We start from the raw sequence: 14,759 nt of genomic DNA, 5'->3' as shown, positions 1-14,759 counted from the left end.
GCCAGCGGCGGCGCCGCGCGGGTCAGGCCGAGGGCATCAGGGCGTGCTGGATGCGTGTCAGCACGGCGGGCATGTCCGCGGCCACCGCGACCCGGACCGGCTTGCGGGCGTCGGCCGGATCGGCCGGGGTGTGGAAGCCGCGCCGGTCCACCAGGGTGGCGCCGCGCGTGCGGGTACCGGCCAGTTCCACCACCACCTGGTGCTCCTCGTAGCGCGCGAGGCTCGGCTCCAGCAGGATCACCGCGGCCACCGGGTCGTGCAGCAGGCAGCCCCGCTCGCCGCGCGCCCCGCCCATCAACTGGCTGTAGACGTGGACGTACTGGGCGAGGACCTGGTGGGCGAACTGGGCGCGCGGGCCGCTGTGGTTGGCCAGGGCGTCCAGCCAGTCGGAGCCGACCCAGGCGTGCGCGGTCACGTCCAGTGGCACGACCGTGAGGGCGAACCCGGCGGCCAGGACCAGTTCGGCCGCTTCGGCGTCGTGCCAGGTGTTGGCGTCGGCGTGGGCGGTGACGTTGCCCGGCACGTCGATGGCTCCGCCCATCCAGACGACCTCGCCGACCAGTTCGGGCAACCGCGGTTCCAGCAGCAGCGCCAGGGCGATGTTGGTGAGCGGGCCCAGTGCCAGCACGGACAGCTCACCCGGGTGCTGGCGGGCCAGGCGGACCAGTTGTTCCGCGGCGGACTCCGCGACCGGCCTGCCCTGGGGCGCGGGCCCGGTGTGGCCGCTCAGCCCGTTCTCGCCGTGGATGAACTGGCCGGTGAGCAACTCCTCCTGGTTCAGCGGCAGGTTGGCCCCCACGGCCACGGGCACGTGGGGCAGGCCGGCGGCTTCCAGGATCCGCAGCGCGTTGTCGGCACCGGTCGCCGAGGGCACGTTGCCGTGCACGGTGCCGACCGCGACGATCTCCACCTCGGGCTGGTCCACCAGGTACAGCAGCGCGACCGCGTCGTCCACGCCGGGATCGGTGTCCACCACAAGACGTCGGCGCTGTGTCTGCGCTGTCATGCCGGTCCTTTCCACCACCAGTTCGCCGAATATGCCATTTACCGTGGCTGATCGCCCCTTTCCTGGGTAGCTCCCGGGCTTTCCTGTTCATTCAGGAAACCCAGGAAACCTTCTCTCCGCGGCCGTCACGTTCGATAGTTGACTGGATCCAACCGGTAACGGTGCTGGCGGATTCGCTTCCCGAATGGGGGTTCGGGGATCGGTGGCCAGATGGGGAGGGTCCTGTGGTGTTCGGCGCGCGCACGACGCTGCGCGAACGCCGCGCGCGCGAACACGTGACGCGCGCGCGAACGCGGCAGCGCGATCAGGTGTGCCCGTGGAGCCGGCGCCCGCAGGCCGACTCCGGCCGGGCTGACCGTGCCCGGCCGCGACCGGGAACGCGGCCGGCTCCGGCCGCGTCACTTCCTCCGGACCGTTGGCCGAGGTTGGCCGTGCTGAGGCTGTCGGTCGCCGACGGGGACACGCGCTGGCCGTTGTCTCGCGGGCGCCACACCGGCGGTGAAGGGGTTGGGCAATGAGTCGATCTGGTGATGGGCCGGGCCACGCACCTCCCCGGGCAGGAGTGAACTCGACGCGCGCCGCACGCTCGACCCGGCTGGGGGCTGGGCGACTGGGGTCCGCGGTGGGCAGGACGGGAAAGGCGATCCGCGCGGTGTTGTGCTGGCCACGCTCGTGGGCGTTGTGGGCGCAACCGCGCCGCGAGGTGGTGTACGCGCTGGCCGTGGAGGCGGTCGCGGCGGTGGCCGTGGGCGTCGCGGTGTGGCGCCACCCGCCGGTGTCCGGCCAGGACTGGGCCATGGCCGGCCTGCTGTCCGTGGGCGCCACCGTCTACCTGGTCGGCACCCGACGCCAGGAGGAGCGGCGGCGCGCCGACCGCGGGTACAACCGGGTGCTGATCGACCTGGGCGGTGTGTGGTCGGTGGCCGCGATCATGCTGCTGCCGACCATGCTGGTGGTCGGCGTGATCCTGGTGTTGCGCCTGCAGCGGTGGTTCGTCGCGCGCCGACCGGCCTACCGGTTCGGTCATTCCACCGCGAGCATCCTGCTGGCCGCCACCCTCTGCCGGGCGGTGCTGGACTGGGCCGGCCCGCCCACCTGGTCGAACCCGCCCCTGGCGCACATCGCCCTGGTGTGCGCGGTCGGCGCGCTGTACTCGCTGGTGCAGGCCGCCGTGGTCGGCCTGGCCATCGTGCTGGCCTCGCCGACCCGCCCCACCTGGGGGATGGCGATGGGCACCCGGCGCGACAACCTGGAGGCCGCGCTGGGCACCGGCGTGGGCCTGCTGACCGCGCTCACCGCCAAGACCGCGCCGGTGTTCGTGGTGCTGATCGCGGTCCTGCTCGTGGCGCTCGCCCGGATCCTGCGGGACAACGAGGAACTCCGCCAGGACGCGCTGGACTCCCGGCGGGACCACAAGACCGGGGTGCTCAACCCGCAGGGCTGGACCGAACAGACCCAGCGGGTGCTGCGCCGGGCCCGACCGGACACGCCGATCGCGCTGCTGGCCCTGGACCTGGACCACTTCAAGCGGGTCAACGACACCTGGGGGCATCCGGCCGGCGACGCGGTGCTGCGCGTGGTCGGCGCCGTGCTGCAGTCGTTGACCAGGCTGGACGACATCGCCGCGCGCGACGGCGGCGAGGAGTTCCTGGTGCTGTGCCCGAACACCACGGCGAGCGAGGCCGTGGAGGTGGCCGAGCGGATCCGCGCGGCGATCGCCACGGTCCAGGTGCAGACCACCGACAAACGCGGCCAGGAGATCAGCCTGTGGGGCCGGCAGGCCCAGCACGACGAGGACGGCAACCCCATCCCGTCCCGGCAGCGGGTGCTCAGCGCGTCCATCGGGGTGGTGGCCCTGACCGGCCGGGAGGCCACCCTGCGGCGGCTGCACCAGCACGCCGACGCCGCCCTGTACACGGCCAAGGACAACGGCCGCAACCGGGTGGAGGTGGCCAGCCCCGCCGCTCCGGTGGTGCCGGCCCAGACCGCGGTCGCCGCGCCCGTCTACGCCGCTCGCCGCTCGTGAGGCCGCGGGTGCTCAGCCCGCGGCGAGCTTCCAGCCCAGGCTGAGCACCAGGGTCACCACCACGGTCAGGAACACCCGGCGGACGAACGCGGACCCCCGGCGCAGCGCCAGCCGCGCGCCGAGCACGCTCCCGGTCACGTTGCAGCAGGCCATCACCGCGCCCAAGCCCCACAGCACCTTGCCAGCCGGGATGAAGAACAGCAGCGCGCCGAGGTTCGTGGCGATGTTGACGATCTTGGCGGTGGCCGAGGCGCGCAGGAACGCGTAGCCGATCAGCCCGACCAGCAGGAAGACCAGGAACGACCCGGTGCCCGGCCCGGCGAGCCCGTCCCAGAAGCCGATCACCGCGCCGCCCCCGGCCATGGCCAGGCGCCCGGCCCACCGCCCGAAGCGGGGTGCCTCGGCCGCGCCGAGTTCCGGCTTGCGCCAGGTGTAGAGGCCGACCCCGACCAGCGCGACCAGCACCACGACGTTGAGCACGGCGGAGGGCAGTGCGTCGGCGAAGGCGGCCCCGGCCACCGAGCCGGCGAGCGCGGCCACCGCCATGGGCACCGCCGCCGACCAGTCTAGGCGGGTCCGCCGCACGTAGGTGCCGGCCGCCGCGGTGGTGCCCACCACCGCGGCCAGCTTGTTGGTGGCCAGCGCGTACACGGCTTCTCCACCGGGGGCGAGCAGCAGCATGGCCGGCAGCTGGATCAGACCGCCGCCACCCACCACCGAGTCGACCGCGCCGGCGAGGAACGCCGCGGCACAGAGAAACAGCAGCCCGGCCAGGGACACCTCGCCGAAGCCCGCCCAGTCCAGTGGAGTCGTCACTCGGACAGGCTAATGAGCCGGCCCGATCAACAAACTGGCCGACCGGTCCTGAACAGCGGCAACACCGGAGTTTCACGAGCGGGCGACAGGTCAGGTGACCAAGGACACACCACGCTGTCCAGTCCGGGCGAGAACGAGGAGTCATCGAGCCGGCCGGCGGCCACCCGTTCGGGGGGCAGAGCTTCGCCTGATTGGGAGCAGCCCCTCAGCCGCTGTTATCATCGCTGGTCGTGCCGTGTGGCATTCCGTCAGGGAGGAAGGCCGCCGGTCCGCGCACCAGGATCGGGCGTGGGTGGCGGCGCCACGACAACGCGGCACCAGAGTCGAGACGAAACCGAGGACATTCGCGTGGCCAACATCAAGTCACAGCTCAAGCGGATCAAGACCAACGAGAAGGCGCGGCTGCGGAACAAGGCCGTGAAGTCGTCGCTGAAGACCGCGATCCGCAAGTTCCGCGAGGCTGCCGAGGCCGGTGACAAGGAGAAGGCCACCGCGCTGCTCCAGGACGCCTCCCGCAAGCTGGACAAGGCCGCCAGCAAGGGCGTGATCCACGCCAACCAGGCCGCCAACAAGAAGTCGGCCATGGCCAAGCGCGCCAACCAGATCTGACTTCGGCTGCCCAGCGGCTGACGACAACGGCACCACCCGGGTCCACGGGTGGTGCCGTTGCCATGTCGACACCCCGCACCGGGGTGCCCGAAACCGGGTGCCGGCGGAAGTCGATTGCCCGGGAACCGCGAACCGCCCTAGCGTCTCCGCCGTGACGCCACCCCTGCGCACCCGTCGGCTGACACTCACCCCGTACGAGCGCGCGGACGAGGAGGACTTCGTGGCGTTGCTGGGCGACGAGAACGTCTCGCGCTGGATGGGTGACGGCCCCATGCCCGAGGCTGCGATCCGGGCACTGTTCGACCGGGTCTTCACCAAGGTCTACCCGCGGAACCTGTTCGACGTCTGGGCGGTGCGCGACCGGCGCGACGGCCGCTACCTGGGGCACGCCGAGATCAAGCACACCGAGGTCGTGGCCGGCCACGAGATCATCTACGCCCTCGCGGCCCACGCCTGGCGCCAGGGCCTGGGCACGGAGCTGGCCGAGGCCGTGACCGACTACGGCTTCGCCGTGCTGGGGCTCACCGAGGTGCACGCCACCGTGGCCGCGCCCAACACCGCGTCGCTGGCCCTGCTGGCCAGGATCGGCTACCGGCACGTGCGGGACATCGTCGAGGACGACGGCGAGCTGGTGCGCGTGCTGACCCGCCGGCGGCAGGACCACGGCCGGGTGCCGCTCAGTCCTGCCGATGCGCCGACACGATCCTGACCACGGCCCGTTCCAGCGCGTAGTCCGCGTCCGCGGCCACGCCCTTGACGTCGGCGTTCAACTCGGCGACCACCTGCATGGCCGTGGCCAGGCCGTGCTGGCCCCAGCCCCGCGCCTGCCCCTGCGCCTTGCGCACCTTCCACGGCGGCATGCCCAGTTCACCGGCCAGCCGGTTCGGGTCGGCCCGGCCGACCGCGGACACCCTGGCCACGGTGCGCACCGCGTCGGCGAGCGCGTCCGCCACCAACACGTGCGGCACGCCCAGCTGCATGGCCCAGCGCAGTGCTTCCAACGCGCCGGCGTAGTCGCCGACCACGGCCTTCTCCGCCACGGCGAACCCGGTGACCTCGGCCCGCCCCCGGTGGTAGCGGCGCACCGCGGCCGCGTCCACCCTGCCGCCGGTGTCGGCCACCAGCTGGGAGGCGGCGGCGGCCAGTTCCCGCAGGTCAGAACCGACCGCCTCGATCAGCGCGGCCAGCCCCTCGGCGTCGATCCGCCCGCCGGCGCGCCGAACCTCCTCCCGGACGAAGGCCTCCCGCTCGTTCGCCCGGGTGATCTTCGGGCACTCGACGACCCGGGCGCCGGCCTTGCGCAGCGCGGCCGGCATCTCCTTGGCCAGCTTGCCCCGGCCTCCGCCGGTGTGCACCACGACCAGGGTCACGCCGTCGGCCGGCTGCGCGCAGTAGGACAGGATCGCCTCGGCGATCTCCTTGCCGGCGTCCTGGGCGGCCTCCAGCACGACCACCCGCCCCTCGGCGAACAGCGACGGGCTGACCAGCTCGGCCAACTCGGGCGGGGTGAGTTCGCTCACCCGCACCCGGCTCAGGTCGGCCTGCGGGTCGACCTGCCTGGCGGTGGCCAACACGTCCCGCACCGCGCGCTCTACCAGCAGTTCCTCTTCACCGAGCACGAGGTGCAACGGATCGATCGGGCCGGCGGTCCCACTCACGCCGGCCATCCTCCCACGCGCCCGTGACACCCCGCCCGCTCCCGGATGGTGGACCTCACCTGGTCAGCCCGGGACGCGATGTCGTAGCGTGACCGGCACAACTGAACAGCTCATCCAGAGGGGCAGAGGGATCGGCCCGAAGAAGCCCCGGCAACCGGTGTCGGCCACACGCGTGCACACGTGACTGCGCGAGGCCGTCGATGACCACGGTGCCAATTCCGGCCCGCTGACGCGGGAAAGATGAGGAGAGACCTCGCGATGACGACTGTCGATGCCCCGGCGACCGCCGCCACCACCTTTGACCTCGGTCCGGCCCGCGCGCTGTCCTGCCGGGAATGCGGCCACCAGGTTCCGCTCGCCGCCGAGTTCGCCTGTGGTGAGTGTTTCGGGCCACTGGAAGTGGCCTACGAGTTCGGCCCGATCACCCGGGCCACCATCGAGTCCGGCCCCAAGTCGATCTGGCGCTACCGCGACCTGCTGCCGGTTCCGTCCGATGTGGACCGACACCCCAACACCGAGCCCGGGCTCACGCGCCTGGTGCGGGCCGACCGGCTCGCCGCCGCGCTGGGCGTGAAGCGGCTGTGGGTCAAGGACGACACCGGCAACCCCACCCACTCGTTCAAGGACCGGGTGGTCGCCGTCGCCCTGGCCGCCGCCCGCCAACTCGGGTTCACCGTGCTCGCCTGCCCGTCCACCGGCAACCTCGCCAACGCGGTCGCCGCGGCGGCGGCCAGGGCTGGCTGGCGGTCGGTCGTGCTGATCCCCTCCTCGCTGGAACGCGCCAAGGTGCTGACCACGGCGGTGTACGACGGCGCGCTGATCGCCGTGGACGGCAACTACGACGACGTCAACCGGCTGGCCACGGAACTGGCCGCCGAGCACGAGGACTGGGCGTTCGTCAACGTCAACGTGCGTCCCTACTACGCCGAGGGGTCCAAGACCCTGGGCTTCGAGGTCGCCGAACAGCTCGGTTGGCGGCTGCCCGAGCAGGTGGTGGTGCCGGTGGCCTCCGGCTCCCAGCTGACCAAGGTGGACAAGGGCTTCCGGGAACTCGGCGAACTCGGTCTGGTGGAGCCAACGCCCTACCGGGTGTTCGGCGCGCAGGCCACGGGCTGCTCGCCGGTGGCCGCCGCCTACAAGGCCGGCCAGGACGTGGTGGCACCGGTGCGGCCGGACACCATCGCCCGGTCCCTGGCCATCGGCGCCCCCGCCGACGGCCCCTACGTGCTCGACGCGGTTCGCCGCACCGGTGGCGCGGTCGAGGACGTCAGCGACGAGGAGGTCGTCGAGGGCATCCGACTGCTGGCCAGGACCGAGGGGATCTTCGCGGAGACCGCGGGTGGGGTGACCGTGGCCACGGCCAAGAAGCTGATCGACACCGGCAAGCTCGACCCGGACGCGGAAACCGTCCTGCTGATCACCGGTGACGGCCTCAAGACCCTGGACGCGGTCGCCGACAGGGTGGGTCCCAAGGCGACGGTGCCGCCGTCCAGCAAGGCCGTGCGCGAGGCACTCGGCTTCTGAACCTCCTGTTCTGTCCGAAGCGGACATTCCTGGGTGGCCGGCGCGCCGGCCACCCAGGCGCGGCAGCGGAGGGCGGCAGGAGTCGCCCGCCGTCATCCGCGCCGCGGGCTCACGGTGGCGCCCCAGCCGTGGCCAGCCGCGCCACTCGCAGGCCGGCCGGGCTGGCCAGCACAGCGCTGTCGCCGTCCCGGTCGGTGCGCAGCACCATGGCGCCCTGCTCCCCCAGTGTGTCCACTATGGACTGGTTGGGGTGCCCGTAGCGGTTGCCCGCTCCCACGCTGATCAAGGCCACCCTCGGTCGCACCGCCGCCAGGAACCGGGGCAGCGAGTTCCGCGACCCGTGGTGCGGCACCTTGAGCACATCCGCGCTCAGGTCCACACCGCTGTCCAGCAACTCCTGCTGGGCGGCCACCTCCACGTCTCCGGTGAGCAGCACCCGCCCGGCCGGTGTGGTCGCGCGCAGCACCAGCGAGGCGTTGTTGACCGGCGACTCGTCGCCGCCGACCAGCTGGCGCGGTCCGAGCACCTCGATGACCAGCCCCGGCCAGGACAGCCGCTGCCCCGCGCCCAGCTCCACCAGGGGGACACCGGCGCGCTCGGCCTGGCCCCGCACCTCGTCCCACGCCCACCTCGGTTCACGCGACGCCCCCACCGCCACGGCCCCGACCTCGTGGTCGGCCAGCACGGCGCTCAACCCGCCGACGTGGTCGGCGTGCAGGTGGCTGAGCACCACCAGGGGTACGGTCCGCACCTCCAGCCGACGCAGGCAGCGGGCCAGCAACACCGGCTCCGGCCCGGTGTCCACCAGCACGGCTCGCCCCGGGTCCGCGGTGGCCAACGCGATGGCATCGCCCTGGCCCACGTCGCAGCCCACCGCCGCCCACCCGGAGACCGGCCAGCCGGGGCTGCCCAGCCGGGTGGGCAGCACCAGCAGCAAGGTCGCCGCCAACACCACCGCCAGCAGCGCGCGCAGCCTGGGCAACCGCACCAGGCCGACCACGGTCGCGGTCACGCCGAGCAGCAGCAGTCCACCACCCCACCCGCTGGGCCAGCCGATGGCGGCGTTCGGCACGGCGGCCGCGTGCCTGCCCACCCAGATCAGCCAGTTCACCTCCGGCTCGGCGAGCCGCGCCGCGAACTGGGCGATGCCCAGGTGCAGCGGGGCGGCAGCGGCAGCGACCACCCCGAGCACGGTGGCCGGCGCCACCACCGGGCCGGCGACCAGGTTCGCGATCACCGTGACCAGGCTGATCTGCCCGGACAAGCCGGCGATCAGCGGCGCGGTGGCCAGCGCGGCAGCCACCGGGGTCACCACGGCGTTGGCCAGCAGCGCTGGCACGCCCCTGGCGCGCAGCCGGGCCGACCACGCCGGCGCGAGCAGCACCAGCGCCGCCGTGGCCAGCACGGACAGGGCGAACCCCGGGGCCACACCCAGTTGCGGGTCATGCAGCACCAGCACGACGACCGCCGTCGCCAACGCCGGCAGCGCCGACCGCTCCCGCCCGAGCGCCAGGGCGAGCAGCCCCACCGCGCCCATCACCGCCGCGCGCAGCACACTCGGCTCCGGCCCGGCCAGCACCACGAACCCGGCCAGCGCCAGCAGCGCCAGGGCAGCGGACAGGCGTGGGCCGCAGCGCAGCAGCCTGAGCAACAGCAGCACCGCACCGCAGATGATCGCCAGGTTCGCCCCGCTCACCGCGGTCAGGTGTGCCAGCCCGGCCACCCGGAACTCATCGGTCACCTGCGGTGGCACGCCGGTCGTGTCGCCCACCGTCAACGCCGGCAGCAGCCCGGCGGGTTCCGGTGCGAGAACCGCGCAGGCACGCCGCAGCCCCGCGCGCAGCGACTCCGCGGCCCGCTGCCAGGCCGGTGCCGGAGCCACCTGCTGAGGTGGGCCGCGCACCCGCAGCACCGCGACGGTCAGGTCCCCGCCCCGGGGCGCGGCCAGGGTGCCGACCGCGGTCACCTCGTTGCCGGGCAGCAGGTCCAGCCAGCGCTCCGCGGGCGCCAGCAGCAGCACCCGGCCGTCGCGCTCGATCCGTTGACCGCGCACCTGCGCCGACCGGAGTTCGGCGCCCACCACCACCCGGTCGACGCCGCCCCTGCGCTCCCCGAACCCGGCTGCGGTCACACCGCGCGGCCGTTCGGTGAGCGTGACCCGCACAGTGGCGGGACTGTTCTGTTCCGCCAGCGAGCGCAGCGGGTGCACGCTGGCCCGGTGGGCGGGCACGGCGATCCAGACAACGGCGGCGAGCCCCGCGCCCAGCGCGGCGACCACGGCGGTGCGCGTGGCCCAGCCCCGCAGCAGGGCCGCGCCGGCGAGGCCGGCGGCGAGCAGACCGGCGCCCGCCGCGAACGGCCATCCGCACAGCAACCCGACCAGCGCGGACAGCCACACGGTCACCGCCGCCGGCACCAGCCGGAGGTCGACGCGGCGGGCGCCGCCGCCTGCCGGATCCGGCTCGCTGTCCTGGGCCGCCGCGTCCGCCCCAGTGGCCGACGAGGTGGCCGACGAAGTGGCCGACGCGCCACCCGCTGGTCCGCTGGCGGCGGCCGGCCCCGCACGCGACGGGCTGGCCGCCGATGCCGGTGGAGCATGCGGTGCCGTGGTGCCGGAAGGCCGCGCACCAGCGGACGGCGGGTCGGTGGGCGAGGTGCCTCTCGGTTCGCTCACGTGGTCACGAACTCCTTGAGTCGAGCCAGCCGGCCATCACCGATGCCGTCGACCTCACGCAACTGGTCAACTGAGTGGAACCGGCCGTGGCGCACCCGCCAGGCGATGATCCGCTGGGCGGTGACCGGACCGACACCGGGAATCGCGTCCAACTGCGCCTGCGAGGCGGTGTTGAGGTTCACCTTGGGCTGTGCGGCCGGCTCGCCCGAGGCGCCCGCGGTGTCACCGCCGAGGCCGTTCCCACCCGCGGTGCTCCCGTCGGCGACACCCCCGCCCGGGACGCCGTCGGCGGTCGCGGGCAGCGGAACACCCACCGCGATCTGCTCCCCGTCACCCAGCCGGCGTGCCAGGTTGAGGCCGTTGAGGTCGGCGTCGGCGAGCGCGCCCCCGGCGGCCTGGACCGCGTCAGCGACCCGCGCCCCCGCGGGCAGCGTGACCAAGCCGGGGCGGGTGACCTTGCCGATCACACTCACCACGAGTTGCTCCGACTCACCAGACCGGTCCGCCCGGCTCGACTCGTCGCCCCGGCTCGCCCGGTCACCAGCGGCGTCCGGCGCCGCGGTGGCGCTGACCGGTTGGCCGACGGACACGACCGGCAGCGCCGGCGCCGGTTCCGCCACCGGCCCACTGGTCAGCCAGGTGGCGATGGCAGCGAGTGCCGCGCCAGTGGACAGCAGCGCGCTGACCACCACGGCGAGCGCACGCCGCCGCCCGGAGCCGGGCATCCAGCGCCGGACGAGGCGGCCCACCCGGACCGACGCCGTCATCCTCCGACCACGGCCACCGGCAGCAGCGGTGGCCGCGACGTCGGACGGGTCCGCACTGGGCCCGCACACCGGGTCGGCAGCCGGCTCGGTGCGCGGTCGATGGGGCGGTGGATCGGGGTTGGTGGTGCTGCGCTCGGAGACGACCGTGAACACCACAGCCGGCTCATCCTCGGCTGCCCGCCCGGCGTCGCGGTCGCTCACGCGTGGAACGGCCGCCGTGAGCGGCTCGGCGACCATCCGGAACTCCGGTTGACTGGGCTCGCCCACCAACTGCGCCAACCCGGCGAGCGTGGCAAGGCGGCGCCGGGCGGAGCGAGCCTGGGTGCGGCTGCGTCTGGGGCTCAGTTCGACCATGCCGTCGACGCTAGGGCGACTGACCGCCCACACACCCGCCCCTGATCGCGAGCTGTGGACAAGTGGGGCAGCTGTGGATAACTCCGACTCGAAAGGGTGATGCGGACGAAATGTGTCGGGGGTGGGTGCAACACTGGACGGTTGGGCCAGCGGCACTCGTGTCGGCCGTCTGGGTGATCGCACCCAGTCCGGCCCCACCCGCGCCAGCTGCGGCACCGGTTGGCGCAAGCCACTGTCGGCGCGGCTCACCCGGTGTCCGGCCGACCGCCCTCCCCTGCCAGTCCGCCGGGTAGAACCACCACTCCCAGCACGCCCGGCCCGGTGTGCGCGCCGATCACCGCACCGACCTCGGAGATCAGGCAACCGGCCGACTGGGGCAGGCGCTCGTCCAGCCGGGTGGCGAGTTCGGCGGCCCGGTGCGGCGCGGCCAGGTGGTGCACGGCCAACGCCACCTGGCCCGTTCCCGCCGCCGCGGCGGCCAACTCCACCAGCCGGGACATCGCCCGGCCGGTCGTGCGGACCTTTTCCAGCGGCAGGATGCGGCCGTTGTCCACGTGCAGCACCGGCCGGACCGCGAGCGCGGTGCCCAGCAGTGCCGCCGCCGCACCGATCCGCCCGCCCCGGCGCAGGTGCTCCAGTGTTTCCAGGCAGAAGAACGTGCGAGTCCGCGCGGCCGCGTCAGCCGCGGCGGTCAGCACCTCGCCGAGCTGGCCGCCGGCGGCGGCCACGGCGGCGGCGCGCAGCACGGCGAACCCGAGCCCCATTCCGGCGGACCGGGAGTCCACCACCCGCACCCGGTCCGGGTCCACCTCCTCGGCGGCCAGCCTGGCCGCTTCCCACGTGCCGGACAGTTCCCTGGACAGGTGCACCGACACCACGGCGTCAGCCGATCCGGCCAGCGCCGAGCGGTAGGCCAGCGCCAGTTCGGCCGGGGTGGGGCGGGACGTGGTGACGTGCTGGTGTTCGGCCAGTGCCCTGGCCAACTCCCCCGGCCCCACGTCCACGCCGTCCAGGCCGCCGTGGCCGGCGCCGGACACGTGCAGCGGGACCACGCGCACGGAGTACCGCTGGGCAAATCCCTCCGGCAGGTAGGCGGTCGAATCCGTGACCACGGCGACAGGCACAGGTCCGGAGCCTACGGCTCCCGCCAGGCGGCCCACTGGCCCGGCCGCTCCCCATTCCCGTGCCGCGCCTGTCGCCACTGGAACTCCCGCGCCCCACATCGGGCGACCGGCGATCCACTCCAGGTCGGCGCCGATCAGCTGGTGGCTCAGCGCGCACCGGTCTCCGAAGCCCCCGCCTGGGTGGTCACCCCGCCCGCCAGGCCGGCCACGGCCTCGCCCACCCGCTGGTGCGCGGCCCACCCCCAGTGCATGCCGTCGGGGTTGCCGTGCCCGCCGCGCACGTGGTCGCCGACCAGTTCCGGCAGGTCCAGCAGGGTCACACCGGGGGTGGCCGCCGCCCACGCGCGCACCGCCCGTTCACCGGCGGCGCGTCCGGTGTGCACCTGGGCGTAGGCGTCCGCGCGATGCACCGAGGGCACCACGCCGATCACCGGCAGGCCGGGGCGTATCGCCCGCACGGCGCGCACGCAGTCGGCCAGGTAGCGCACGGTGAGCCGGGGCGGCAGCGCGACCGGCCGACCCCCGGAGATCCGGGCGAGGGTGGGCTGGGCGGCCAAGTAGGTGCGCCTGGCCAGCCGACGCACCCGGTCCGGACGCAGGTACCGCAGGCCCTCCCGCAGGTAGGTGGGCAGCGGTGAGGGCAGCGTGTCCATACTGCCCACCGCCAGCACCAGCACGTCCGCCCTGGGCAGCGCCGCCCACACCCGGGGGTCGCCGGTCAGTGCCCACCACGCGTCCCTGGCGGTCCAGCCGAACCCGGCGGCCAGTTCGACCCGGGCGCCCAGTGCCGCCGCGGCGATGTTGGGCCACAACCGCGGGTCATCAGCGGGCAGCGGGCCGGCCGGCCCGTGGAATGCCAGCGAATCGGCGAAAATCAACAGTTCCACGCCTGCGGCGCCCCTCGTGTCCGCTGCTGCTCTCTGCGTCCCTTGGACACAGCCAGGGGACCCGGTTGGGCGGTTGGCGCGCCGGCCAGACGCGCCGGGGTCAGCCGGTGATGCCGGCGTTGTAGGTGGACAGCCGCCAGGTCGGGGTGTCATCGGTCGGGCGGCGGGTGAACACCGTCCAGTGGCAGTTCCCGATCCCGGCGAGCTGCGGCCACACCGGCAGCGGCAGGCCGAGCAGCCGGGCGGTCAACGCGACGATCAGCCCGCCGTGCGCGCACAGCATCACCGTGCCGTGCAGGTCCCGGTCGAGTTCGGCGACAACGCGGGCGGCCCTGGCCGCCACGTCGACCCGGCTCTCCCCGCCGGGTGGCGCCCACTGCGGGTCGTGCTGCCAGGAGTGCATGACGCCTGGCCACTCCTCCTCGATCTCGCTGGCGGTGCGCCCCTGCCACTTGCCCAGGTTGGTCTCGCGCAGCCGGTCGTCAATGCGCAGCGGAACGCCGGTCGCACTGGTGAACACGGTCGCGGTGTCGGTGGCCCTGCGCAGATCGGAGGCCACCACCAGTTCGGGGGCGAACTTGGCCAACACCGGGACGGCGAAGCGAGCCTGGTTCCAGCCCGTCTCGGTCAGGGCCGAGTCCAGGTGGCCCTGCATGCGCCCAGACGCGTTGTAGTCGGTCTCGCCGTGCCGCCACAACACGAGCCGGCTCAGTGCCATCTCACAGACCCTTCCTGGCGCGGCGGTGTAAACCGGGAACCTGCGTCACTGCCCGTCGCCGGTCTCTGGCGTGTCCTGCGGGTCCTCGTCGCCGCTGGGCTCCTCGCCGCCCGCCGCGGCCATCGGGTCGAACGGGATGCGCGGGCAGTCCTTCCACAGCCGCTCCAGGCCGTAGAAGCTCCGCTCCTCCACGTGCTGCACGTGCACGACCACGTCGACGAAGTCCAGCAACACCCACCTGCCCTCGCGGGCGCCCTCACGCCGGACCGGCTTGGTGCCCGCGGACCGCATCTTCTCCTCGATGTTGTCCACGATCGCGCCGACCTGGCGCTCGTTGGGCGCGGAGGCGATCACGAAACAGTCGGTGATCACCAGCTGGTTCGACACGTCCAACACGACCACGTCGTGCGCTTTCTTGTCCGCCGCGGCGTTCGCGGCGACCAGCGCGAGTCGGCGCGCCTGTTCGGTGGCTGCCACGTCACTCCTTTGCTTCACGATCCTGTGGGTGACCGTGATCTGCCTGATTGTGCTGCTCGTACCCGTTCCCGTCGCACACCGGATCCGGACTGCACGAACTTGAGCAGCCTACCGGGCGA

At 73.6% G+C, this 14,759-nt stretch carries 13 protein-coding genes and 1 riboswitch; of the genes, 4 read left to right on the top strand and 9 right to left on the bottom strand.

The genetic code is table 11. From position 1 onward, the window contains the following. Positions 1-22: 22 nt before the first annotated feature. The gene (locus tag LX83_RS10025; protein WP_253769656.1) at positions 23-1,006 is read right to left on the bottom strand and encodes a nucleoside hydrolase; all 984 of its coding nucleotides are present in this window, start codon (positions 1,004-1,006) and stop codon (positions 23-25) included. Between the two features lie 622 nt (positions 1,007-1,628). Between LX83_RS10025 and LX83_RS38380 the strand changes: the two genes are divergently transcribed. Beyond that, positions 1,629-3,032: a GGDEF domain-containing protein gene (locus tag LX83_RS38380; protein ID WP_253769655.1), complete on the top strand. Its 1,404-nt coding sequence runs from the start codon at positions 1,629-1,631 to the stop codon at positions 3,030-3,032. A gap of 12 nt (positions 3,033-3,044) precedes the next feature. Here the strand turns inward: LX83_RS38380 and LX83_RS10015 are convergent, their stop codons facing one another. After that, positions 3,045-3,848 carry a TSUP family transporter gene (locus LX83_RS10015; protein ID WP_253769654.1) on the bottom strand — a complete coding sequence of 268 codons (804 nt, stop codon included), beginning with the start codon at positions 3,846-3,848 and terminating at the stop codon, positions 3,045-3,047. A gap of 348 nt (positions 3,849-4,196) precedes the next feature. On the opposite strand from LX83_RS10015, the gene rpsT reads away from it, so the two are divergent. Both rpsT and LX83_RS10005 read left to right on the top strand, forming a co-directional pair. Beyond that, the gene (gene rpsT / locus LX83_RS10010) at positions 4,197-4,457 is read left to right on the top strand and encodes a 30S ribosomal protein S20 (RefSeq protein ID WP_253769653.1); all 261 of its coding nucleotides are present in this window, start codon (positions 4,197-4,199) and stop codon (positions 4,455-4,457) included. Positions 4,458-4,608: 151 nt separating this feature from the next. Further along, on the top strand, positions 4,609-5,166 hold the full coding sequence (locus LX83_RS10005) for a GNAT family N-acetyltransferase (RefSeq protein WP_253769652.1): 558 nt from the start codon (positions 4,609-4,611) through the stop codon (positions 5,164-5,166). Here LX83_RS10005 and holA read toward each other — a convergent pair. Beyond that, positions 5,135-6,115, bottom strand: coding sequence for a DNA polymerase III subunit delta (gene holA / locus LX83_RS10000; protein ID WP_253769651.1), 981 nt, complete (start codon positions 6,113-6,115; stop codon positions 5,135-5,137). The two genes, LX83_RS10005 and holA, sit on opposite strands and share 32 nt — an antisense overlap. Positions 6,116-6,222: 107 nt before the next feature. Next, positions 6,223-6,362, top strand: a riboswitch (SAM riboswitch). Between the two features lie 11 nt (positions 6,363-6,373). On the opposite strand from holA, the gene thrC reads away from it, so the two are divergent. Beyond that, positions 6,374-7,639 (top strand): threonine synthase, encoded by a 1,266-nt coding sequence (gene thrC / locus LX83_RS09995; RefSeq protein WP_253769650.1) that lies wholly within the window; start codon positions 6,374-6,376, stop codon positions 7,637-7,639. Between the two features lie 109 nt (positions 7,640-7,748). On the opposite strand, the gene LX83_RS09990 is transcribed toward thrC, so the two are convergent. The 6 genes from LX83_RS09990 to rsfS form a co-directional block, all read right to left on the bottom strand. Beyond that, the gene (locus LX83_RS09990) at positions 7,749-10,055 is read right to left on the bottom strand and encodes a DNA internalization-related competence protein ComEC/Rec2 (protein ID WP_253770156.1); all 2,307 of its coding nucleotides are present in this window, start codon (positions 10,053-10,055) and stop codon (positions 7,749-7,751) included. 254 nt (positions 10,056-10,309) lie between these two features. Further along, on the bottom strand, positions 10,310-11,434 hold the full coding sequence (locus tag LX83_RS09985) for a ComEA family DNA-binding protein (RefSeq protein WP_253769648.1): 1,125 nt from the start codon (positions 11,432-11,434) through the stop codon (positions 10,310-10,312). Positions 11,435-11,679: 245 nt separating this feature from the next. Continuing rightward, on the bottom strand, positions 11,680-12,558 hold the full coding sequence (locus tag LX83_RS09980; protein WP_253769646.1) for a DegV family protein: 879 nt from the start codon (positions 12,556-12,558) through the stop codon (positions 11,680-11,682). A 146-nt stretch (positions 12,559-12,704) separates the two neighbouring features. Continuing rightward, a complete protein-coding gene (gene octT, locus LX83_RS09975) occupies positions 12,705-13,445 on the bottom strand; it encodes a diglucosylglycerate octanoyltransferase (protein ID WP_253769644.1) in 741 nt (246 codons plus the stop codon). Between the two features lie 100 nt (positions 13,446-13,545). Continuing rightward, the gene (locus LX83_RS09970; protein ID WP_253769642.1) at positions 13,546-14,163 is read right to left on the bottom strand and encodes a histidine phosphatase family protein; all 618 of its coding nucleotides are present in this window, start codon (positions 14,161-14,163) and stop codon (positions 13,546-13,548) included. A 45-nt stretch (positions 14,164-14,208) separates the two neighbouring features. Then, positions 14,209-14,640, bottom strand: a complete 432-nt coding sequence (gene rsfS / locus LX83_RS09965; protein ID WP_253769640.1) for a ribosome silencing factor — start codon at positions 14,638-14,640, stop codon at positions 14,209-14,211. Positions 14,641-14,759: the final 119 nt, after the last annotated feature.

The organism is Goodfellowiella coeruleoviolacea (assembly GCF_024171785.1).
Taxonomy (GTDB): Bacteria; Actinomycetota; Actinomycetes; order Mycobacteriales; family Pseudonocardiaceae; genus Goodfellowiella; species Goodfellowiella coeruleoviolacea.
This window is presented reverse-complemented; position numbering and strand designations above follow the sequence as displayed.